The organism is Sphingobacterium sp. xlx-130, from assembly GCF_011007405.1.
Taxonomy (GTDB): Bacteria; Bacteroidota; Bacteroidia; order Sphingobacteriales; family Sphingobacteriaceae; genus Sphingobacterium; species Sphingobacterium luzhongxinii.
Genome location: NZ_WFKN01000010.1, coordinates 115,117 through 135,892, shown reverse-complemented (window position 1 = coordinate 135,892; position 20,776 = coordinate 115,117). Strand labels below are relative to the sequence as shown.

Here is a 20,776-nt window from a genome sequence, read left to right as displayed (position 1 = left end):
TAAGTTTATAGCAAGCTGTAAACTTTATTTATGCGAGAAGCCTCCTTTATAGATCGGAATAAAGAGAAATGGGTGTCAATAGAGAATAATTTGACCAATAAAGAAGATGTCAACCCTGATACGTTGGCCTCAAACTATATTGAGTTGACTAACGATTTAGCTTATGCCCAGACTTTTTATCCTAAAAGTAAGACCAAGGAATACCTTAATGAACTCTCGATTCGTGCACATCAATTGATTTACAGGGATCAAAAATCATCAAATCATCAAATAGCTCATTTTTTCCAGGTCGAAGTGTTTGAGGCGATATGGGCTATTCGTCGCCCCTTGCTGTATTCCTTTTTGATTTTTGTTTTCGCAGGCCTTATCGGCTTCGTATCTGCTCGGTATGATGAGGGGTTTGTCCGTCTTATTCTCGGAGATAGCTATGTCAACATGACCATCGAGAACATAAAAGCGGGAAATCCAGCAGCGGTTTATCAAGATGGGAGTAATTGGGGCGGGGCACTTGCTATCACTATAAATAATGTAAAAGTGGCTTTTTACGCTTTTATTTTTGGTGCTTTTTTCAGTTTAGGCACCGGTTATATACTCTTTAGCAATGGTATTATGGTCGGCGCATTTCATTATATGTTTTATAAATACGACGTTTTGCAAGAAGCAATGTCTGCCATATGGATACACGGTACAATCGAGCTTTCAGTCATTGTAATTGCTGGAGGTTGCGGTTTAGCGATGGGAAATAGTATTCTGTTTCCGAAGTCTTACACCCGTATGGCCTCTTTTAAAACAGCGACAAAAGATGCAGCCAAAGTTTTAATTAGCACCGTTCCTTTTTTTATTGTGGCAGGTACCCTAGAAGGTTTCGTGACACGGTATTATCAGCTTTCCATTTGGCTTTGCGTTGGTGTTATCCTGTTATCTGCAGCCGCAATTGTCTTTTATTATATCATTAGGCCTAAACAGCTAGCAATTAAGTATAAATGGAGTTAGCTCAGTTCGAATTTAAGCGAGAACGCAAGTTGGGGGAGTTTGTACAGGACTTTATCAATTTGTTGAAAATTATAATTGGGCACCTTTCCAAGGAACTGCTTAAGTTGTTAATCGCCCCCTTATGTGCTATGCTGCTCATCGGTTACTATATTTCGACACAACTCAATCTAAATGCTGATTACAGTTCTGGAGAGATTGTCGATATGGTCCTTACGTTTGGGTTAGCTTTATTTTGTATGTTGATCATTGGTGGTTTAGCGTTTGGTTTTACTATTGAGTATTTTATTCTTTTGCGAAATCGACGAGATCTTTCCTTTGGGGCCAAAGATATTTGGAATGCTTTTAAGGCCAATATCAGTAAATACGTCCGATTTTTGCTGGGGTCTATTGTCGTGGGGATGATCATATTTATTCCTTTAGCATTTGTATTGTTTTTGTCCGCACTGATTCCCTTGATAGGCTCTCTTGCCATCGGAGTTGTTTTTGCAGTCTTAGGATTATGGTTTTTCACCGCTTTTATGTTGTACCGTGAAGATTATTACGATTTGTTTGATACCTATACATCCGCATTTTCTATGCTCAAGAATAAGATTGGCGAATACGGACTCGCTTCTTACATTGTTACCTTTTTATTTAGGTCGCTCATGACATTAATGAGTATCATTCCTTTTATTATTATAGGTTTTATCGCATACAATTATGTAGGTTTTAATGATAGTTTTTTCGATACCTATATCGGTAAGATTTTGGTCACATTAGGGAGTACATTTATGTCTTTGTTTTTCATTATCTACTATATGCTATCGGTGATCAGTTATGGAATTATTTACGAGACAGCCAAAGAACTACGGTTTGGAGAGGATGTCTTTGACAAGATTGACAAGATAGGAAGGAGGCTCGATGTCTAGCGTTATCTTTCAGGAAAATCTAGTAGACACCGTACAATCATTGCAGGACGAGCCAATATATCAATATTGGAAAGCAGGTTATTATGATTCCATCCCTCGGGCTAAAATTGTCACATCGGATAGCATAGAGGCTTTTGATGTAGTAGTCGGACGATATCAAGCGAAAGAGTTTGAATATATAGAAAGTATTTCTGATAAGCTAAGTTTTTTTGATAAGTTACTAGACCGTATAAGCAAAATTTTATCGGATCTTTTTCCGCAGCCCAAAGGTGATTTTAATGAAGGAGTCTTCAATTTGCTAGCGGTAATAGGGGCGGTAGTATTGATTTTTTTGATCTATAAGTTTTTTGTGTCCCGGAAAAAACTTTACGTGCACCATGATACAGACGTTGAAAATGAAGAAGAACAGATCGCTTTTGTGGAGAGGAATCTATTACAGGTCGATGTTCAGGCCTATTTGTCCGATGCGTTACAACAAAAGAATTATACATTAGCTATACGCTATCTGCAGTTGCTAAACATACAGTTGTTAGGACGTAAGGGAGTTGTACAATGGAATCAATCCAAAACCAATACAGAGTTAATGGAAGAGGTAAATAATGAAGAGTTGAGGCAAGACTTCCTAGCCTGTGCTGTAGTGTTTGATTATGCTTGGTTCGGTCATTTCGAGATTACAGAAGATGCATACCAGAAGTATGCCCCGAGATTTATTCAATTTCAAAGGAGGTGGTCTTGAAAAAAAGCATTTTAATTGGATTGTCATTACTATTCGTCGTGGCGCTAGGAATAGCCGTTATTGACGCAGGAGCTAAGAGACCAATCGATTGGTCAAAGTCATACAATTTTAGAGATAAAATACCCTACGGCTTATTTGTGTTTAGGAGCGAGCTTCCGCAAATATTAGGATCGGAGCGTAGCTATACTAATTTTGGCGAATCGACCTATGAATTAGTCTCTCGATTGGATAGCATTCAAGATTATAGCACATCCATTTTGGACGTATATCCGAATATCGGCTATGATCAGGTGGATGCAAAAGTGGTCTTAAGTTATATCCGGGAGGGTGGAGAAGTTTTTTTATCTGGAGAGTATTTGGGCGAACAGCTGCTTGATACCCTGGGGATACAGGTCGAAACTTTACGAGAAACTTTGTTTATGCCCACAGATAAGAATATCTCCTATTCTTTAGAGGGAGATACGAGCCGACTTCAATTGGCAAAAGCAATGGGTTTTAGGGTGTTTTCGAAGCTGGATGCTAAAAGCTGTACTATTTTGGGGCAGCTGCATGCTAGAGGAAGAGCGATTCCAAACTTTGTTAGCGTGTCGTATGGAAAAGGTACGCTCTATTTGCATCTACTTCCTGAAGTTTTTACCAATTATCATATGCTTCAAAAAGGAGGATATGATTACGTAACCAAGGCGGTCCAGGCTATTCGGGGGGATAAAGTGATGTTGTCGGACTATTATTTCGAATCTGATCAGTCAACTACACCCTTGCGGGTTATTTTGACCAACCCAGGTTTTTATCAGGCTTGGTATCTACTGCTATTTGGACTTTTAGTCTTGTTTGTCTTTAAGAGTAAACGAGAGCAGCGGGCCTTGAAAATCATTAAACCGGAGCAGAATCTCTCTAAAGAATTTGCAAAGACAATAGGTACATTGTATTATGAAAATGGACATCCCGGTAACATCATTCACAAAAAAATAGATTATTTCCTTTATGCAATCCGTTCCAACTATCAGATAGAGACTATGAATCTTTTGGATGAAAGGTTTCTTCGCATATTGTCGCTCAAGACGACAGTAAGTGTTGAAGATACCACAGCATTGTTTTCATTTCTCCACGAATGCAAAAGTAAAATCGATTTTACGATTGAAGAAGTTAAGACGGTTAATAAAAGAATAGAAGAGTTTAAAAGTAAAGCTAGTATTATATGAGCGAACAAGATAATTTAATGCGCAAATATTTGCCTGATTTTGAAAACAGAATCGACCTTACCGGGCTGCAAGATAGACTAGGTGCAGTGCGATCAGAGGTAAAGAAGGTAATTATAGGTCAGGACCGTGTCATCAATATGTTATTGATCTCGATACTTGCAGGGGGACATTCCTTGATAGAGGGGCTACCTGGAGTAGGCAAGACACTCACTGCCAAATTGATTGCAAAAACAATAAATAGTGATTTCAAACGGATACAATTTACTCCTGATCTAATGCCCTCAGACGTGACGGGTTCATCTATTCTTGATTTGAAGACCAACGAGTTTGAATTTAGAAAAGGACCTATTTTCGGCAGTATCATTCTTATTGATGAAATTAACAGAGCACCGGCAAAAACCCAAGCTTCGTTATTTGAATGTATGAGCGAAAGACAGGTTACAGTAGATGGGCATACCTACAAGATGGCAAGTCCTTTTGTAGTTTTCGCGACACAGAATCCGATCGAACATGAAGGTACTTATCGATTGCCGGAAGCCCAATTAGATCGCTTTTTATTCAAGATAGATGTTGATTATCCCGAACTTGACCAAGAGTTAATGATTTTAAAGGAGCATCACCTTCAGCGTGCGGGCGATAAAGAGGATCTGGTACAGGCTGTTGTATCTACGGATGAACTTATTCATTTTCAACGTTTGTCTAAGCTGGTATATGTGCATGAAGATGTGCTGCAGTATATTTCTGAAATTGTGGTACAGACCCGCAGTAATCCCAACTTAAGCCTAGGAGCCTCTCCGCGAGCTTCAATAGCGCTCTTGGAGGCATCTAAAGCATTTGCCGCGCTGCAAGGTAGGGATTTTGTGACGCCAGAAGATGTGAAATATGTGGCATCCCCCATTTTAGGTCATCGGGTGCAGTTGACACCGGAAAAAGAAATGGAAGGCTTTTCACCGGGCTATATTATCCGTCAACTTGTAGAGAGTGTAGAGATTCCAAGATAATGAATTTGATGAGACGGCTGTATGTTCGGAATTTGTTTTTCTATCTCCTGCTAACACTGGCAGGGCTGTTTGCGCTATCGTTTTACGTGGAACCTTTACGCATGGTTTGTACGGTGCTACTTTGGGGAGCGATCGCACTCTGTGCATGGGATTTGATTTTTCTCTTTTTTCCTCGTAAAGCCGTAGATATAAAACGGCAATATCCCGAGAAGTTGTCAAATGGTGATGCTAATCCTTTTTCTATTGTGTTGTTGAGCCAATATGTTATTCCAGTGCGGGTACGGGTGCTGGAGGAGATGCCATTGCAATTGCAGATGAGACACAATGAATTTGGACTGACACTAATCCCGAATCAAGTCAGTCAAATTGATTTTGAGCTGCAGCCCAAAAGTAGGGGGATATATTCTTTTGGAAAATGTAACTTGTTGGTGCGTCATTTGGGACTGTTTGAGCGAAAGTTTGTTCTGGACGAACAGCTAGACATCCCTTGTTACCCCTCCTTTATGCAGATGCGTAAATATCAGTTGCTAGCCACGACAGATCGATTGGTCGAGTTGGGTATAAAGCGGATACGTCGCATTGGTAGCACGATGGAGTTTGATCATATACGCGAATATGTGAAAGGGGATGAATATAGACATATGAACTGGAAGGCGTCCGCCAAGCAAAATAAGCTGATGGTGAATCAATATCAGGAGGAAAAGTCGCAACCAATTTATTCGTTCATAGATTTAGGTCGAGTCATGCGTATGCCTTTTCAGGAGATGACGCTACTGGATTATGCTATTAATGCCACATTGGTTTTGTCCAATGCTGCTATTCTGAAACAAGATCGAGCGGGCATGCTGACGTTTTCAAAAGAAGTCTCCAACCACGTTTCTGCCGAGAAGAATAACAAGCAGATGAAGCTTATTTCCGATAAATTGTATAGTATTTCTACCCGTTTTGAAGAGTCTGAGTTTGGCGGGTTATATGCTTTTGCCCGAAAGCATATAAACAAGCGCTCGCTAATCTTTGTTTATACGAACTTTGAGACAATGGATGCTATGAATAGGCAGTTGCCCTATTTGCGGATGCTCAATAAGAGTCATATCGTCGTCGTGGTTGTATTTAAGAATACCGAGTTAATAGCGATGTCAAAAGAACATGCCCAAAAGACAATCGACGTCTATAATAAAATCATAGCAGAGAAATTTGTGTATGAAAAGAGCTTAATTATACAGGAGCTCACACGCAATGGACTACAGACGATCTATACGGCCCCGGAAGATCTAAGTATAAATGCCATAAATAAATATTTAGAGATCAAGGCGCGGGGGTTGATATAGTTCTTCTTTCTGTCATAGATTGTTATTTTCTTTATTAGGGGGATTATCCCCAGTTTTTTATCAATCTACTGGATAAGTCTTTGATACTGTGGAGTACAAAGACGGTATTTGCTTGTATTTTAAAGCAAATTTGGTGGGAATATAATTGGTAGATAACTCGAACTTTATTCGTTTATATCCGAATGAAGTCCCTATGAAGTCCGTATAAAGTACGGTTAATCTACCTGTTAAAACCAAAACTATACGAAACCTAGTCCCTATCAGCTTCCGTACAGACTGGTTGTAAAAAAGCTCAAAGAATAGTTTTTCTTTGAGCTTTTTAGAAAGAATAATCTCTTTTTTTAGAACTAAATCCCAAAAGCCGTTTTGACTTTATCGACATAGTCTAGCTTCTCCCAAGTGAACAATTCAACTTCTACTGTTTTCGTTTCACCGTTTGAATTTTCGAAAGTTTTAGTGACGGTTTTCGGTGTCCTTCCCATGTGTCCATATGCAGCAGTTTCTGCATACATAGGATTACGTAAGCCTAGTCTTGTTTCGATACCGTAAGGAGTCATGTCAAATAGCTCCGTTATTTTGGTGGCGATTTCAGAGTCCGACAAGTTTACTTTGCTGGTTCCGTAGGTGTTTACATAGATCCCCATAGGGTCTTTAACACCTATGGCATACGATATTTGTACCAATATCTCATCGGCAACGCCTGCTGCAACAAGGTTTTTAGCAATGTGGCGCGTGGCGTAAGCTGCTGAACGATCTACTTTTGAGGGATCTTTACCCGAGAAAGCTCCACCACCGTGGGCTCCCTTGCCTCCGTAGGTATCCACAATAATTTTACGGCCAGTAAGACCTGTATCGCCATGTGGGCCACCGATCACAAATTTACCTGTAGGATTGATGTGATATTTAATCTTGTCATTAAACAAAGCTTGGAGCTCCGGTTTAAGTTGCGCTTTGACGCGCGGGATTAGGATGTTTTTGATATCATCCGTAATCTTGGCCAGCATCAATCCTTCTTCGTCGAAATCATCATGCTGCGTAGAGATTACAATCGTATCAATGCGCAAGGCTTTGTGATCGTCACTGTATTCTAATGTTACCTGTGATTTTGCATCTGGACGTAAGTAGTCGATCGCTTTGTTTTCACGACGTAGTTCAGCAAGTTCATATAATAGGCGATGAGATAAGTCAAGCGCCAACGGCATATAGTTGTCCGTCTCGTTGTTTGCATATCCAAACATGATACCTTGGTCGCCGGCACCTTGATCTTGCCTGGTTTTACGATCTACCCCTTGGTTGATATCAGCAGACTGTTCGTGTATCGCTGATAGTACCCCGCAGGAGTTCGCTTCAAACATGTATGCCGACTTGGTGTAACCTATCTTTTCAATGACTGAACGGGTTATTTTTTGAACATCCAAGTATATTTTAGATTTCACTTCCCCAGCTAGAACCACTTGTCCCGTAGTTACCAAGGTTTCGATCGCGACACGCGAATCTTCATCCCAAGCTAGGAAATTATCAATTAATGCATCTGATATTTGGTCGGCAATTTTGTCGGGATGGCCTTCCGATACCGATTCGGATGTGAATAAATACGCCATATTACAATATTTATGTTTTGTATAATTATATATCGGTGCACTCCATTGTGTGAAAAAACTTTCATGATTCCATTGAATCACCAACAGAGATGAAAGTTCTTGATGTCCATTGAATACAAACTCTTTCAGAAAAAAGAGAGGGAAATCTTTGAGATTTGAAGCAGCCTACTCTGCATAGAGCGAAGTGAAAAAACGAATAAAAGAATGGTTTTAGCACTTTTTTTCTGTGGTTGCAATCTCCTTCTTTACCTCTTTTTGTGTAAAATGCAAATCAGTCCACCTTTTTAACGGCACAAAGCTACAACTCTTTTGTAACTATTAAAAGCTAATTTTGGTTATTGCAAAATTTGATCGATTATTCAAGCCGATTATATTTCATTCGTATTTGTGTTTTGCAATCATGGACATTTGTTATCTTTACAAGCCTGACTATATGCATTTATGGAAGATCAAAAGAAGATACTTTTTGTAGTAAACCCGATTTCTGGGGGTAAAAAGAAAACGGCTTTTAATAAAAGTGTGTTGGAAGTTCTTGATTTAAAGAGGTTTAATCCCACTTTTCAGCAGACGACAAAGCCTAATCACGCCTATGAGTTGGGAAAGAAAGCTATCGAAGAAAAGTATGATGCAGTTGTTGCGGTGGGGGGGGACGGTACAATCAATGAGCTGGGGGCTTCGTTGATCGGGTCTGGTATTCCTTTAGGTATTATTCCTGAAGGTTCTGGCAATGGATTGGCGCTGTATTTGGGGATACCAATGAATGAAACGGCGGCTATACGTCGATTAAATAGGTTCGAGACTGTTGATGTGGATTGTGGTACCGTAAATGGAAAACCTTTTTTTAATATTGCGGGGCTCGGTTTTGATGCCTCAGTGAGTGACCGCTTTGCTAATGATTCTATTCGCGGCCCCATCGGTTATCTACGATCAGTTGTTAATTTGTTGGGGAGGTATAAACCCTTTCATTATAAGTTGACTATAGACGGTAAGTTCTATGAAAGAGAAGCTTTTATGATTTCAGTAGCAAATTCGCCGCAATATGGTAATAACGCATACATTGCGCCAAATGCTTCCGTCAGTGATGGTGTGCTTGATGTTTGTATTGTACATAAATTTCCATTATATATCTTACCTATGATGGTTTACCATCTATTTAATCGTTCTGCTGATCAATCGGATTATGTAGAGATTATTCCGGGCAAGGATATTCTAATAGAGCGAGACGATGACGGTCCAGTACATGTCGATGGAGAGCCCTTAACTCTTCCTGGAAATTTAAAAATAGAAGTAAAACCGAGTTCGTTGAAGATTATATGTTAACTCACAGTGATAAAGGTTAAGGAAGTTAAGAAGGTTAATAAGGTTATAAGGTTAAGAAGGTTAATAAGGTTATAAGTTAAGCACTAGTCTCTAGTCACTAATTACTAAAAAATGGCAAAGCAAAAAAAGCAACAGTACGAAGGTATTGTATACTCGACAGATAGTTCTTTTTCATACGAGGAGAATTTGGAATCAGAGCAGGAGACATTACCTAATAAACAGCAAAAGTTAAAGGTTCTTTTGGACCGTAAGTCGAGGAAGGGAAAAGTTGTTACAATCGTTGACGGTTTCATAGGAAATGACAGCGATTTCCAAAACTTGGCTAAATTGTTAAAGCAGAAATGTGGGGTAGGCGGATCCGTAAAAGACGGCGAGATTTTGATACAAGGGGATTTTAAGCAAAAAGTTTTTGATATCCTTAGTGCCGAAGGATATGGCGCAAAACAAGTAGGAGGTTAGCGCAATTTTTGTTTTATAAATACGTTAGTACAAGGAGATTAGCTGATTAAAAGGCCTCTAAGAACAAATGTGTTGTAACAATCAAAGTGAGTGGTGGCTTACTTATTTTGTTGAGTTAACTATTTATTAATTTGCATATCAAAAAAAAAATAGTTTTTATTGCATAATATTCACAAGATGGAAACATTTAATTTAGGGATGTATTGAGGATATGATTGCCGCTGATGCTCATCCGTCAACACATTTTGAAAGAATATAAAATTAGATGCGAAAAAATTTGACTTTTGTAACAAAATAGTATATTTGTTTTGACAGACTTCAAAATGATGTAGCAAATATTGCATAAAATTGAATTAAACAATAATAATTAAACAACAGTAAAATCTAAAATTTAGTAAAAATGGCAAACGCACCAAAAACTACTAGTCCAGCAAAACAAGAAAGTGGCAATTCAGGTAACCTATTCGCAAGCTTATCTATCGTAATTTGTTTCATTATCGGTTATTTGATCTGGAAATTTGTGATGGGTAATCCAGCAAACTTTATCGATAATAATCCAGAAAACCAACCTCTTCCAGGTAACTATGGTGGTATGGTTTATCACGCAGGGGTAGTTGTACCTATCTTATTAGGTTTATTTTTGATGGTATGGGTATTCGCTATCGAGCGTTTCATCGTAATCGGAAAAGCATCAGGAACAGGTAATGTAGGTAACTTTGTTCGTAAAGTACAATCGTTATTAAAAACCGGAAGTATCGATACTGCTATTGCAGAGTGTGACAAACAAAAAGGTTCTGTCGCTAATGTAATCAAAGCAGGGTTGTTGAAATACAAAGATGTTGAAGCTAATCCAGGCTTAGACGCTGAAAAATCAGCGTTAGCGATCCAAAAAGAAATTGAAGAGACGACAGCATTAGAAATGCCGATGTTAGAGAAAAACTTGAACGTATTGGCTACATTGGTTTCTATCGGTACATTAACAGGTCTATTAGGTACAGTAACAGGTATGATCAAGGCCTTCTCGGCGTTGGCAACAGGTGGTGCTCCGGATTCAGCTAAATTAGCGAATGGTATCTCTGAGGCCCTTATCAATACAGCTACAGGTATCGCGACTTCTACATTTGCAATCGTAATGTACAACATCTTAACAGCAAAAATCGACAAATTAACTTACTCTATCGACGAGGCTGGTTTTTCAATCGTACAAACGTACGCTGCAAACCACAAATAAGATGTTGAAGAAAACTTTTATTTTTTTTATGGAAAGTGAAAGTTAAAAGCATCATTAAGAAAAAGAAGAAGAGTTGTTAATTTAAAAAGATTAAAGAAATGGGTAAAGCAAAAGTAAAAAGAGCCAGTACATCGATCGACATGACGGCGATGTGTGACGTATCTTTCTTGCTTCTTACGTTCTTCGTTCTTACAGCAACTGCAAGACAACAAGAGTCATTGATCGTGGATGCGCCACATTCCTTTTCGGAGTCTAAATTGCCGGATGGAAACGTAGCGATGATCACTGTTGGCGATGAAGGAAAAGTATTCTTTCATATGTCAGACCAAAATGTACGCGTACAGACCTTACAACAAATGGGCGCTTTGTACGGTATTGAATTTACGCCAGAAGAGTATGGCAAATTCAAATCGATGGAAGATTTTGGAGTGTCAATGAAAACAATGAAAACATTGTTGGCGGCAGAATCAGGAGATAGAACGGCTGATAAGCAAAAAGGTATTCCGGTAGATTCGACAACGAATGCCTCAAATGAGTTGTCTGCTTGGGTAAAGCAAGCTCGATTGGCGTCAGCAAAGATATTGAAGGATAAAGCTATCGAAAGTGGTGGCGATCCAGATGATATCGAGCTGATGACAGTAGCGATCAAAGCAGATGCTGATGAGAAGTTTCCTAGTTTGAATTTAATAATTGAAACATTACGTAATCAGAAGCAAAACAAGTTCAGTTTCGTGACTGGTCTTAAGGCTGATAAATAAGATAGAAGCAAATGGCAGAATTAAATCAAGACTCTGGTAAGGGCGGCAAAGGCGGAAAAGTTAGATCCAAGAAAAATGGGGGTAAAGTAGATCTTACAGCCATGGTTGACTTGGCATTCTTACTGATCACGTTCTTCATGTTGACCACTTCCTTGAACAAGCCTCAAGCGATGGATGTTGCCATGCCTGATAAAAACGTCGAAACGGATAAAAAAGATAACATAGATGTAGATGAGCATCGTAGTGTTACATTGGTTTTAGGTTCAAACGACAAAGTTGTATGGTATCAAGGCGATGTTAAAAATCCTCTTCAGGGACCAACTGTTGTAGATTACAGTAAAGAAGGCGTTCGCGCTGTACTTATGAAGATGAAACAACTTGTTCCAAAACAAGCAGGAGGTAAAGACATGATCGTTGTGATACGCCCTAGTGAAAAATCAGTAACTAGAAATATCGTTGATGCTTTGGACGAAATGAAGATCGTCGATGTGAAGCGTTATATGATATCTAACCGTATCATGACGGAAGAAATTGAGCTATTGAAAAAAGATAATCTATATAACGACTAGTCGGGTATATAGCTATCATAAAACAGAATTAATATGTTTGAAAAATTAAATATATTTAGAAAAGAGTGGCTTGATGTTGTCTTCGAAAACAGGAATAAAGCTTACGGAGCATATGAGCTACGTAAATTAGGACCTAAAGCGACGAATACGGCATTGCTTATTGTAATGAGTATAGTTGCTGTTTTTAGTATTCCCTCTGCAATGAATCTAAAGCTTTTTTCTGGAAATGATGCTCCTAAAGAAGAGGTGGCATTTACCGAAGAGGTTACTTTAGAAGATTTGGCGGAGAAACTTCCTGAAGAAGAAGAGAAACCACCAGTGCAAGAAGAAGCGCCTAAAATCGCTGAGTCAAAACCAGCGTTGGATGTTGTTGCATTGCCAGAAATCAAGCCAGTGCCTAAGGAAAAGGCCGTGGAGCAAGAAATAGCAACTGTGGAAGAAGCTACAGATAAGAAAAAGCTTATCGGTCCTGTTGCCATGAAAGGTATGAAAGGTGGTAGCATCACTACCGAAGGTAAGTGGGGTACAAAAGATGTTGCGGGATCTGCTACTGGTAGTACCAAAGGTGTTGAAGGTGGTACTGGTACGGGAGACGAAATTTTCGAATCGGTGGAAATCCAACCGGAGCCGCCAGGTGGTATGTCAGCTTTCCGTAAATGGATTGCAGATAATTACCAATATCCCTCAGGGGCGATGGATGCTGGGGTAAAAGGATCCGTTAACGTATCTTTTGTGGTTGAAAAAGACGGTTCTTTGACAGATATAAAGGTAATCCGCGATTTATCCTACGGTACGGGACAAGCTGCTATAAACTTGTTGAAGAAAGCAAAGAAATGGAGCCCGGGTATCCAGAACGGACGACCTGTTCGTGTGGCTTACACGTTGCCTATTCGTTTGGACTTAACAAATATGTAATGAGTGTGAATAACAACTCAAGAACAAATAAATTTAGACAGAAATCGCCGACACAGCGATTTCTGTCCATTTTAGGCCTATGCATGTTTCTCTTTTATTTTGCTTTGGGCCTCGCGATTATCTTCTGGAAACAGTTTCCTTTAGAGATCGACAAGGCGTATAAAAATATGTTCGGAGGATTGTTGATCGTATATTCATTTATGCGTTTTGCGAGACTTTGGCAAAATAATTTTTTACGTTAAATAATCGTTGGTGATTAAACTTTTTACATCATCCTTAAATCTTAATGACAATGAGAGGTTATTTCTATATAATTTTTGCAACGCTGTTGACCGCTTTTTTTGCTGGATGTTCTAACAACAAAAAGGAAAAGAAAGACGATATTCTTGCGGGAGAATTGCCGGTTGTGGTGGATGAAACGTTACTGCCGTTGTTCTTGGAGCAAAAGGAAGTTTTTGAAAGCTCATACTATAATGCTAAAATTAAAGAAGATGCACAGCCAGAGGTTCAAGCGGTTAATAGTCTTTTAAAAGGAGACGTTGCATTCGCTGTTTTAGCCAGGACGTTAACGGAGGAAGAGCAGAAGGGATTTGAAGTACGTTCACTTAAGCCTCGGGTCTATAGCTTGGCTTATGATGGGATTATTTTAGTTGGTAATGTGGCTGATGCCGATTCCAGTATCCGTGTAAATGATGTTGTTGAGCTTTTAAAAGGCAATAAAGTCCGGAATTTTTCGTTAGTCTTTGACAATCTGAACTCCAGCGTTTTTCGTTATTTTATAGAATTAGGGAATATAGAGAAAGCGGCAAATACTTTTGTGGCTGCAAAATCTAGTGCAAACGAAGTTATGCAGGAAATTGCAAGTAATAGAGGGAAGGTAGGGCTGATGAGCTACAATCAGTTTTTATCTTTAGAAAGTTCTTTTAGAGAAAAAGATAAAATTCGTATCTTGAGCGTGCTTAACGAAAAATCAAAGGTTGCACAATATGTAAAACCGTCGCAAACGACACTTGCTACGGGAGAATACCCTTTAAAGCGAGAAATTTTTGTGTTGAATTATCAACCAAATCTCGGACTTGGGATTGGTTTTTCAGCATTTATGACAGGAGATCGAGGACAACGTATTGTCTTGAAATCAGGATTGTTACCGTTTACAATGCCTGGTCGGGAGATAATAATTAGAGATAATATAAATTAGTAAACAACTAAGAACACAAAATAAAATTATGACAAAAAGCAAATTATTTTTGAGTTTATTAATGGCTGGGGCTGTAGTTGGTACAGCAAGTGCTCAAAGTTTGAAAGATGCTCAGGCAGCTATGGATGCGGAGCAGTATGATAAGGCTAAAGGTATTTTGCAAAATTTGGTCGAAAAAAAGGCTAAAGATGGCGAGAACTACTTTTATCTAGGACGTATCTATTTGATTAATGAGAAGGCTGATTCTGCTGCAATCATTTTCAACAATGGATTGACAAATGCTCCTAAAGAACAATTGAACAATGTTGGATTAGGGATTGTGGACTTGATGAAGAATAACGTTTCAGCGGCAGAATCCAAGTTTGCTACAGCGACGGCTTCTTTAGGAAAGAAGGATTATTTACCATTATACTATATAGGGCGTGCTTATATCGATGCGCCGAAGCCTGATTATGCAAAGGCTGTTGATTATTTAACACAGGCAAAGGCGAAAAACTCCAAAGATGCATTAATTCCTGTTGCTTTGGGAGATGCTTATATCGGTATGGGGCAGAAATCAAGTGAAGCTTATGTTAGTTACCGCGATGCGCTCAACATAGATCCTAACTTGGTAAAAGCAAAAGTACAACAGGCATTGATTACACGACGCGCGTTCGCTTTTGATGAAGCTTTAGGGCAATATAATTCCATTGCTGCTGAATACCCGAATTATGGGCCAGTATACCGTGAAATCGCTGAAACTGAATTGCAGATTGCGAAACGTATGCCGGATAATACAGACGAAGAAAAAGCTGCTTACGAGATACAAGTTGCCAAAGCAGTAGATAGCTACAAGAAATATCTGCAAGTAACAGGAGATATGTCTCCAGAGGCAAATGTGCGCTATGCTGACTTCTTGGTATACGGACAGAAATACGATGAATTAAAAACGGTTGCTGAGAAATTGGCGAATGTACCGGGGGTAGATGCGAAAGTATTCCGTTATTTAGGATTGATCGCTGTAAACCAAGATAAGGATTATGCCAAAGGAGTTGAGTATTTTGGTAAGTTATTCGCCGATGCAGAGGCAAACCGATTGATCGATATCGATTATCTTTTCTCTGGGCTAGCATACATCGAAACAGGTGATGTAGCAAAAGGGTTGCCTAATTTGCAGAAAGCATTGGAAATGAATCCGGAAATGATGGCCGAGATCGGTTCTGCGGGTATGGTTGCCTTCAACCAAGGTAAGTATGATGTGGCTGCAGGTATTTTCAATATTCCGGCGCAAAAAGTAGGAACTGATTTCTACTATGAAGCAAATCAATTCTTAGGTATGGCAAATTTCCGCGCAGGTGCGGCTAAGAAAGAAAAAGAGGAGGATGCTACGAAGGAGTTAAACGATGCGATAAAAGCATTTGATGTAATCATCAAATCCAATGATCAAAAAGTTTACGATGAGTATTTGGTACAAGCGTTGTATATGACAGGCTATGCAAATATGCAGTTGGATGTTATTAATCCAGAGACTCCTGAATTGACGAAAGGTCTTTTTGTTCCTGCTTTTGATCAATTGATTAAAGTATTGAAAGATAAGCAGGCTGCAGGTGCAACATTAGATGAAGATCAAACATCTAAATTAGTAGATTCTTACAATAACGTGGGGTACTTCCATCTGCTAAAAGGCGATAATGCAAAAGCACTTCAGTATTTTGAGAATACGATCAAAATTAGCCCTGAAGACGAAACGGCTAAAGCTTACATAGAGTATTTGAAAAGCTAAGCTAGATCGGCTATAAATAAGATAAAAAGGGGGAACTGACTGTCATTTCCCCCTTTTTATTTGGGATAAATTTCCTATTTTTGTTTATGTAGCTGAGACTTAAACTTATAACATGGAAAATGTACAAATAGAGAATATGCCGGTTGATTATTTGCCTATTCTGATTCAATTAGCTGTAGCCACGGGGTTTGGCGTTCTTACCATAGTTGGTACACATCTTTTGGGGCCTAAAGTGCGGTCAGAAAAAAAACTTTCCTCTTTTGAATCGGGAGTAGAAGTTATAGGCAATGCTCGTCAACCTTTTTCGATCAAATACTTCCTTGTAGCCATCCTTTTTGTGATTTTTGATATCGAGGTGATTTTTATGTACCCTTGGGCGGTCAATTTCCGGGAGTTTGGTTTAGATGGGCTCATAGAGATGTTTGTCTTTATGGGGATGTTGCTTTTAGGCTTTATCTATGTCATCAAAAAGAAGGCACTAAACTGGGATTAGAATAGTTCTAAATAGTAATCCTGCGCTTCAATACAGGATTTAAAATATTATATTGAGCCGAGATATAAACTACGGAAAGAAAACAACTAATTATGGGCAAAGTTACTTTAGCTGAGGCGCCTCCGGGCGTAGAGGGTGCTGGATTTTTTGCTACTTCATTGGATAAAGCCATCGGTCTAGCGCGTGCTAATTCGTTGTGGCCACTGCCTTTTGCTACTTCGTGTTGCGGAATAGAATTTATGGCTACAATGGGCTCTACTTACGATTTGGCGCGTTTCGGTGCAGAGCGACCTAGCTTTTCTCCTCGTCAGGCAGATATGCTTTTGGTGATGGGGACTATTGCCAAGAAAATGGCTCCGGTATTGCGACAGGTATATATTCAAATGGCTGAACCTCGTTGGGTGATTGCTGTCGGTGCATGTGCATCCAGCGGAGGTATTTTTGATACTTACTCGGTTTTACAGGGAATAGATGAGATCATACCCGTAGACGTATACGTCCCTGGTTGTCCTCCTCGTCCAGAAGCAATTTTAGATGGTGTACTTAAGTTGCAGGAGATTGTCAAAAATGAGTCGCTGAATAGAAGAAATACCCCCGAATATAAAGCATTATTAGAAAAGTACGGAATAGAAGCATACAATGGATAAGTTGGATAATCAGGTCATAATAGATCGGCTTCAGGCTGTTTTTAACGATAGTATTCGTGTGTTGGGAGAGCCTCATGGTTTATTGACTATAGAGACAGGTGTAACGCGTGTTTTAGAACTGTTGGCATTTGCTAAGAATGATGAAATACTTCGACTGAATTATTTGACAGACATTACTGCTGTTCATTATCCAGATCAAGAAAAGCAGTATGCTGTCGTATATCATCTTCATAACCTTTTCCAAAATGTACGCATCCGTATCAAAGTTTTTGTAGGTGGCGAACAACCGACAGTACCTTCTGCTACTCCTGTATGGAAAGGTGCAAACTGGATGGAGAGGGAGACTTATGATTTTTTTGGAATCCACTTTGAGGGACACCCGGATTTGAGAAGGATTTTAAATATGGATGATCTCGGAGTCTTTCCGATGCGGAAAGAGTATCCATTGGAGGATCCCAACCGAATAGATAAGAAAGATTTTTATTTTGGCCGTTAACTTCAAGTGTAGATTAAGATGAGTAACCGAATAACCAAGATAACCCCAAATAACCCTGTTTTTTTTGATAACGATCCACAGGATGAGTTGATAACGCTCAATCTTGGGCCGACACATCCTGCGACGCATGGTGTATTTCAGAACGTATTGCAGATTGATGGCGAGCGGATTGTAAGCGGAGTCTCTACGATCGGCTATATACATCGTGCTTTTGAGAAAATAGCCGAACATAGACCCTTTTATCAAATTACTCCATTGACGGACCGTTTGAATTATTGTTCTTCCCCGATCAATAATATGGGCTGGCACATGACGGTAGAGAAGCTTCTAAATATTGAAATCCCTAAGCGTGTACAGTATATGCGTGTTATCGTGATGGAACTTGCTCGTATCGCCGATCACATTATCTGTAATGGAATTTTGGGTGTGGATACAGGTGCATTCTCCGGATTTCTATATGTTATGCAGGAGCGGGAGTTTATCTACGAAATATTTGAAGAAATCTGTGGTGCGCGGTTGACAACAAATATTGGACGTATAGGTGGATTCGAGAGGGATTTTAATGAAATCGCTTTCGAAAAGATAAGAACGTTTCTAAAACGATATCCACCTGTGTTAAGTGAGTTCGAAGAGCTTTTTGTTCGTAACCGAATTTTTATAGAACGTACTTCAGGTGTGGCAGCAGTTACACCGGAGCAAGCCCTTGATTACAGTTGGTCTGGGCCCATTTTACGGGCTACAGGTGTAGACTACGATGTGCGGGTTACGGCTCCTTACTGTTCTTACGAGGAGTTTGATTTCGACGTTCCTGTCGGCACAACTGGGGATGTGTATGACCGATTCATGGTGCGGAATGCGGAGATGTGGCAGTCTATGCGTATCATCGAGCAAGCTTTGGAAAAAATTGAAAGGGAACCTAAAGGTGTATTTCATGCGGATGTTCCGGAGTTTTATCTGCCACCGAAAGAGCAGGTCTATAATAATATGGAGGCGCTCATTTACCACTTCAAAATAGTCATGGGTGAATGGGACACACCAAAATCTGAGGTATACCATGCTGTTGAAGGTGCAAATGGTGAGTTAGGCTTTTATTTGATACATGATGGAGGACGTACCCCCTATCGACTACACTTCAGAAGACCTTCTTTTATCAATTATCAGATGTTTGCGCCCATGAGTAGTGGAATGCTTATATCGGATGCGATTATCAATATGAGTAGTTTAAATGTAATAGCAGGAGAATTAGATGCTTAGTGTACAAGAGAACCAACCGATAGAATTTTCAGCTGCCCTTCTGGCACAATTTGGAGAGATTGTATATCGATATCCGAAGGGACAGCAAAAGTCAGCCTTGCTGCCTATATTACACCTCGTACAAGCAGAATATGGCTGGTTAAGTACGGAAAGCATGGATAAAGTGGCTGGTTATCTTCATATAAAGCCAATTGAAGTGTATGAAGTAGCTACTTTTTATACCATGTTTTTTTTAAAACCTCCCGGGAAGTATATGTTGGAGGTATGTCGTACTGGACCATGCTGCTTGGTTGGCGCAGAAAAAATCATGAAGCACATAGAAAATCGCTTAGGCGTAGAAGAAGGGGAGGTTACTGCAGATGGATTGTTCTCCTGGCGCGGAGTAGAATGTATGGCTGCTTGCGGTTACGGGCCGGTATTGCAGATTGGACCGGAATATACTTTTTATGAGAATCTGACCGAAGAAAGTGTGGATCAACTGATTGACACTTTGCTGGATAAAGCAAAACAGCAAGCTTAATACCTATGGGACGTAAATTATTATTAGAGCATATTAATGAGCCAGGTATTCAGACCTTTGATGTATATCGTCAAAAGGGAGGTTACCGAGCGGTAGAAAAGGCATTGAAGAGCATGTCTTCCGATGATGTCGTTGAGGAGGTGAAGAAATCTGGACTGCGTGGTCGGGGTGGAGCTGGATTTCCCACAGGGATGAAATGGAGCTTCTTGGCTAAACCGGAGGGAGTACCCCGTTATTTGGTCTGTAATGGTGACGAATCGGAACCGGGAACTTTTAAGGACCGTTACCTGATGACGCATATCCCGCACGCATTGATCGAAGGTATGATTGTGTCCAGTTATGCTTTGGGCGCGAATACTTCGTATATCTATGTACGTGGTGAGATGATGCCGCAAATAAGGATTCTGGAGCGAGCTATTGCAGAAGCAAAAGCGGCTGGTTTTTTAGGGAAGAACATTTTAGACTCAGGCTTTGATTTAGAAATTTATGTACAGCCTGGAGGCGGAGCATATATCTGCGGAGAAGAGACCGCTTTGTTGGAATCACTGGAAGGTAAGCGTGGTAATCCACGTATTAAACCTCCTTTCCCAGCTGTTGCGGGTTTGTATGGATGTCCAACAGTTGTTAACAATGTCGAATCTATTGCCTCTGTAGTGCCTATCATCAATGATGGAGGTGAAGCGTATGCAAAGATTGGAATCGAGCGCAGTACCGGTACGAAGCTTATCTCCGCGGGAGGAAATGTAAATAACCCTGGCGTGTACGAGATTGAATTAGGAGTACCTGTCGAAGAGTTTATCTATTCGGATGAATATTGCGGAGGCATAGCCAATGGCAAGCGGTTAAAGGCTTTGGTTGCAGGAGGTTCTTCTGTTCCGATCCTGCCCGCCAATCTGGTCTGTAAGACTATCAATGGTGATGCACGCTTGATGACTTATGAATCGCTTGCTGATGGCGGGTTTCAAACAGGAACTATGATGGGCTCAGGTGGGTTTATTGTATTTGATGAAGATCAATGTATTGTTCGTAATACATGGAATTTTACCCGTTTTTACCATCACGAGAGTTGCGGACAGTGTTCGCCTTGTCGTGAGGGGACAGGATGGATGGAGAAAGTGTTGCACAAAATAGAGCATGGACGTGGTACGATAGATGATATTGATCTATTATGGGATATTCAGCGTAAGATAGAAGGGAATACAATTTGTCCTTTGGGCGATGCTGCGGCTTGGCCCGTTGCTGCGGCAATTAGACATTTTAGGGATGAATTTGAATGGCATGTCCTGCATCCGGAGGAATCACAATCTAGGAATTATGGACTAGCACATTATGCTGATCCTGTAAAACCCGTAGCACAGTAAAAGCCGTAAATATATAGTAGAAAG

Annotated in this window: 21 protein-coding genes; 20 read left to right on the top strand and 1 reads right to left on the bottom strand. The window is 39.9% G+C overall.

The features are described 5' to 3' along the window. Positions 1 to 30 precede the first annotated feature (30 nt). Genes G7B18_RS16470 through G7B18_RS16445 form a run of 6 tightly spaced genes read left to right on the top strand, consistent with a single transcriptional unit; the run spans position 31 to position 6,168 of the window. Complete coding sequence (locus G7B18_RS16470; RefSeq protein ID WP_164111445.1) at positions 31 to 993, top strand: stage II sporulation protein M; 963 nt, start codon at positions 31 to 33, stop codon at positions 991 to 993. Next, positions 984 to 1,901 carry an ABC transporter permease gene (locus tag G7B18_RS16465; protein WP_164111448.1) on the top strand — a complete coding sequence of 306 codons (918 nt, stop codon included), beginning with the start codon at positions 984 to 986 and terminating at the stop codon, positions 1,899 to 1,901. The genes G7B18_RS16470 and G7B18_RS16465 overlap by 10 nt, the downstream gene beginning before the upstream one ends. Continuing rightward, positions 1,894 to 2,637, top strand: coding sequence for a DUF4129 domain-containing protein (locus tag G7B18_RS16460; protein ID WP_164123486.1), 744 nt, complete (start codon positions 1,894 to 1,896; stop codon positions 2,635 to 2,637). The genes G7B18_RS16465 and G7B18_RS16460 overlap by 8 nt, the downstream gene beginning before the upstream one ends. Beyond that, positions 2,634 to 3,839, top strand: coding sequence for a DUF4350 domain-containing protein (locus tag G7B18_RS16455; RefSeq protein ID WP_164123484.1), 1,206 nt, complete (start codon positions 2,634 to 2,636; stop codon positions 3,837 to 3,839). The genes G7B18_RS16460 and G7B18_RS16455 overlap by 4 nt, the downstream gene beginning before the upstream one ends. Then, complete coding sequence (locus G7B18_RS16450) at positions 3,836 to 4,840, top strand: AAA family ATPase (protein WP_164111454.1); 1,005 nt, start codon at positions 3,836 to 3,838, stop codon at positions 4,838 to 4,840. The genes G7B18_RS16455 and G7B18_RS16450 overlap by 4 nt, the downstream gene beginning before the upstream one ends. After that, positions 4,840 to 6,168, top strand: a complete 1,329-nt coding sequence (locus tag G7B18_RS16445) for a DUF58 domain-containing protein (RefSeq protein WP_240452886.1) — start codon at positions 4,840 to 4,842, stop codon at positions 6,166 to 6,168. The genes G7B18_RS16450 and G7B18_RS16445 overlap by 1 nt, the downstream gene beginning before the upstream one ends. A 347-nt stretch (positions 6,169 to 6,515) precedes the next feature. Here the strand turns inward: G7B18_RS16445 and metK are convergent, their stop codons facing one another. After that, positions 6,516 to 7,769: a methionine adenosyltransferase gene (gene metK, locus G7B18_RS16440; protein WP_164111456.1), complete on the bottom strand. Its 1,254-nt coding sequence runs from the start codon at positions 7,767 to 7,769 to the stop codon at positions 6,516 to 6,518. Positions 7,770 to 8,210: 441 nt separating this feature from the next. Between metK and G7B18_RS16435 the strand changes: the two genes are divergently transcribed. The 14 genes from G7B18_RS16435 to nuoF all read left to right on the top strand — a co-directional run bounded on the left by G7B18_RS16435 (position 8,211) and on the right by nuoF (position 20,752). Then, positions 8,211 to 9,089 carry a diacylglycerol/lipid kinase family protein gene (locus G7B18_RS16435; RefSeq protein ID WP_164111458.1) on the top strand — a complete coding sequence of 293 codons (879 nt, stop codon included), beginning with the start codon at positions 8,211 to 8,213 and terminating at the stop codon, positions 9,087 to 9,089. A gap of 111 nt (positions 9,090 to 9,200) precedes the next feature. Next, positions 9,201 to 9,548, top strand: coding sequence for a translation initiation factor (locus G7B18_RS16430; RefSeq protein ID WP_164123483.1), 348 nt, complete (start codon positions 9,201 to 9,203; stop codon positions 9,546 to 9,548). A 400-nt stretch (positions 9,549 to 9,948) separates the two neighbouring features. Continuing rightward, a complete protein-coding gene (locus G7B18_RS16425) occupies positions 9,949 to 10,779 on the top strand; it encodes a MotA/TolQ/ExbB proton channel family protein (RefSeq protein WP_079645440.1) in 831 nt (276 codons plus the stop codon). Positions 10,780 to 10,877: 98 nt separating this feature from the next. Next, the gene (locus tag G7B18_RS16420) at positions 10,878 to 11,537 is read left to right on the top strand and encodes an ExbD/TolR family protein (RefSeq protein WP_164111462.1); all 660 of its coding nucleotides are present in this window, start codon (positions 10,878 to 10,880) and stop codon (positions 11,535 to 11,537) included. A gap of 11 nt (positions 11,538 to 11,548) precedes the next feature. Beyond that, positions 11,549 to 12,106 carry an ExbD/TolR family protein gene (locus tag G7B18_RS16415; RefSeq protein WP_164111465.1) on the top strand — a complete coding sequence of 186 codons (558 nt, stop codon included), beginning with the start codon at positions 11,549 to 11,551 and terminating at the stop codon, positions 12,104 to 12,106. A gap of 33 nt (positions 12,107 to 12,139) precedes the next feature. Next, a complete protein-coding gene (locus G7B18_RS16410) occupies positions 12,140 to 13,021 on the top strand; it encodes an energy transducer TonB (protein ID WP_164111467.1) in 882 nt (293 codons plus the stop codon). Between the two features lie 292 nt (positions 13,022 to 13,313). Next, positions 13,314 to 14,219 (top strand): substrate-binding domain-containing protein, encoded by a 906-nt coding sequence (locus G7B18_RS16405; protein WP_164111470.1) that lies wholly within the window; start codon positions 13,314 to 13,316, stop codon positions 14,217 to 14,219. Positions 14,220 to 14,247: 28 nt separating this feature from the next. Continuing rightward, positions 14,248 to 15,981, top strand: a complete 1,734-nt coding sequence (locus G7B18_RS16400; RefSeq protein WP_164111472.1) for a tetratricopeptide repeat protein — start codon at positions 14,248 to 14,250, stop codon at positions 15,979 to 15,981. A gap of 112 nt (positions 15,982 to 16,093) precedes the next feature. Then, complete coding sequence (locus tag G7B18_RS16395; protein ID WP_164111474.1) at positions 16,094 to 16,474, top strand: NADH-quinone oxidoreductase subunit A; 381 nt, start codon at positions 16,094 to 16,096, stop codon at positions 16,472 to 16,474. 92 nt (positions 16,475 to 16,566) lie between these two features. Next, positions 16,567 to 17,121 (top strand): NADH-quinone oxidoreductase subunit B, encoded by a 555-nt coding sequence (locus G7B18_RS16390; protein WP_164111476.1) that lies wholly within the window; start codon positions 16,567 to 16,569, stop codon positions 17,119 to 17,121. Next, a complete protein-coding gene (locus tag G7B18_RS16385; RefSeq protein WP_164111478.1) occupies positions 17,114 to 17,617 on the top strand; it encodes an NADH-quinone oxidoreductase subunit C in 504 nt (167 codons plus the stop codon). Before G7B18_RS16390 ends, G7B18_RS16385 begins: the two co-directional genes overlap by 8 nt. A gap of 18 nt (positions 17,618 to 17,635) precedes the next feature. Then, a complete protein-coding gene (locus G7B18_RS16380; RefSeq protein WP_205600262.1) occupies positions 17,636 to 18,871 on the top strand; it encodes an NADH-quinone oxidoreductase subunit D in 1,236 nt (411 codons plus the stop codon). Next, on the top strand, positions 18,864 to 19,391 hold the full coding sequence (nuoE, locus tag G7B18_RS16375) for a complex I 24 kDa subunit family protein (RefSeq protein ID WP_164123480.1): 528 nt from the start codon (positions 18,864 to 18,866) through the stop codon (positions 19,389 to 19,391). The genes G7B18_RS16380 and nuoE overlap by 8 nt, the downstream gene beginning before the upstream one ends. A gap of 5 nt (positions 19,392 to 19,396) precedes the next feature. Then, positions 19,397 to 20,752 (top strand): NADH-quinone oxidoreductase subunit NuoF, encoded by a 1,356-nt coding sequence (gene nuoF / locus G7B18_RS16370; protein ID WP_164111482.1) that lies wholly within the window; start codon positions 19,397 to 19,399, stop codon positions 20,750 to 20,752. Positions 20,753 to 20,776 lie beyond the last annotated feature (24 nt).

Coding starts and splice junctions, on each gene's coding strand:
- G7B18_RS16400 (WP_164111472.1), top strand. CDS start 14,248: ATGACAAAAAGCAAATTATTTTTGAGTTTATTAATGGCTGGGGCTGTA.
- G7B18_RS16385 (WP_164111478.1), top strand. CDS start 17,114: ATGGATAAGTTGGATAATCAGGTCATAATAGATCGGCTTCAGGCTGTT.
- G7B18_RS16420 (WP_164111462.1), top strand. CDS start 10,878: ATGGGTAAAGCAAAAGTAAAAAGAGCCAGTACATCGATCGACATGACG.
- G7B18_RS16460 (WP_164123486.1), top strand. CDS start 1,894: ATGTCTAGCGTTATCTTTCAGGAAAATCTAGTAGACACCGTACAATCA.
- metK (WP_164111456.1), bottom strand. CDS start 7,769: ATGGCGTATTTATTCACATCCGAATCGGTATCGGAAGGCCATCCCGAC.
- G7B18_RS16450 (WP_164111454.1), top strand. CDS start 3,836: ATGAGCGAACAAGATAATTTAATGCGCAAATATTTGCCTGATTTTGAA.
- G7B18_RS16430 (WP_164123483.1), top strand. CDS start 9,201: ATGGCAAAGCAAAAAAAGCAACAGTACGAAGGTATTGTATACTCGACA.
- G7B18_RS16405 (WP_164111470.1), top strand. CDS start 13,314: ATGAGAGGTTATTTCTATATAATTTTTGCAACGCTGTTGACCGCTTTT.
- G7B18_RS16410 (WP_164111467.1), top strand. CDS start 12,140: ATGTTTGAAAAATTAAATATATTTAGAAAAGAGTGGCTTGATGTTGTC.
- G7B18_RS16470 (WP_164111445.1), top strand. CDS start 31: ATGCGAGAAGCCTCCTTTATAGATCGGAATAAAGAGAAATGGGTGTCA.
- G7B18_RS16380 (WP_205600262.1), top strand. CDS start 17,636: ATGAGTAACCGAATAACCAAGATAACCCCAAATAACCCTGTTTTTTTT.
- G7B18_RS16390 (WP_164111476.1), top strand. CDS start 16,567: ATGGGCAAAGTTACTTTAGCTGAGGCGCCTCCGGGCGTAGAGGGTGCT.
- nuoF (WP_164111482.1), top strand. CDS start 19,397: ATGGGACGTAAATTATTATTAGAGCATATTAATGAGCCAGGTATTCAG.
- G7B18_RS16435 (WP_164111458.1), top strand. CDS start 8,211: ATGGAAGATCAAAAGAAGATACTTTTTGTAGTAAACCCGATTTCTGGG.
- G7B18_RS16415 (WP_164111465.1), top strand. CDS start 11,549: ATGGCAGAATTAAATCAAGACTCTGGTAAGGGCGGCAAAGGCGGAAAA.
- G7B18_RS16445 (WP_240452886.1), top strand. CDS start 4,840: ATGAATTTGATGAGACGGCTGTATGTTCGGAATTTGTTTTTCTATCTC.
- nuoE (WP_164123480.1), top strand. CDS start 18,864: ATGCTTAGTGTACAAGAGAACCAACCGATAGAATTTTCAGCTGCCCTT.
- G7B18_RS16425 (WP_079645440.1), top strand. CDS start 9,949: ATGGCAAACGCACCAAAAACTACTAGTCCAGCAAAACAAGAAAGTGGC.
- G7B18_RS16465 (WP_164111448.1), top strand. CDS start 984: ATGGAGTTAGCTCAGTTCGAATTTAAGCGAGAACGCAAGTTGGGGGAG.
- G7B18_RS16395 (WP_164111474.1), top strand. CDS start 16,094: ATGGAAAATGTACAAATAGAGAATATGCCGGTTGATTATTTGCCTATT.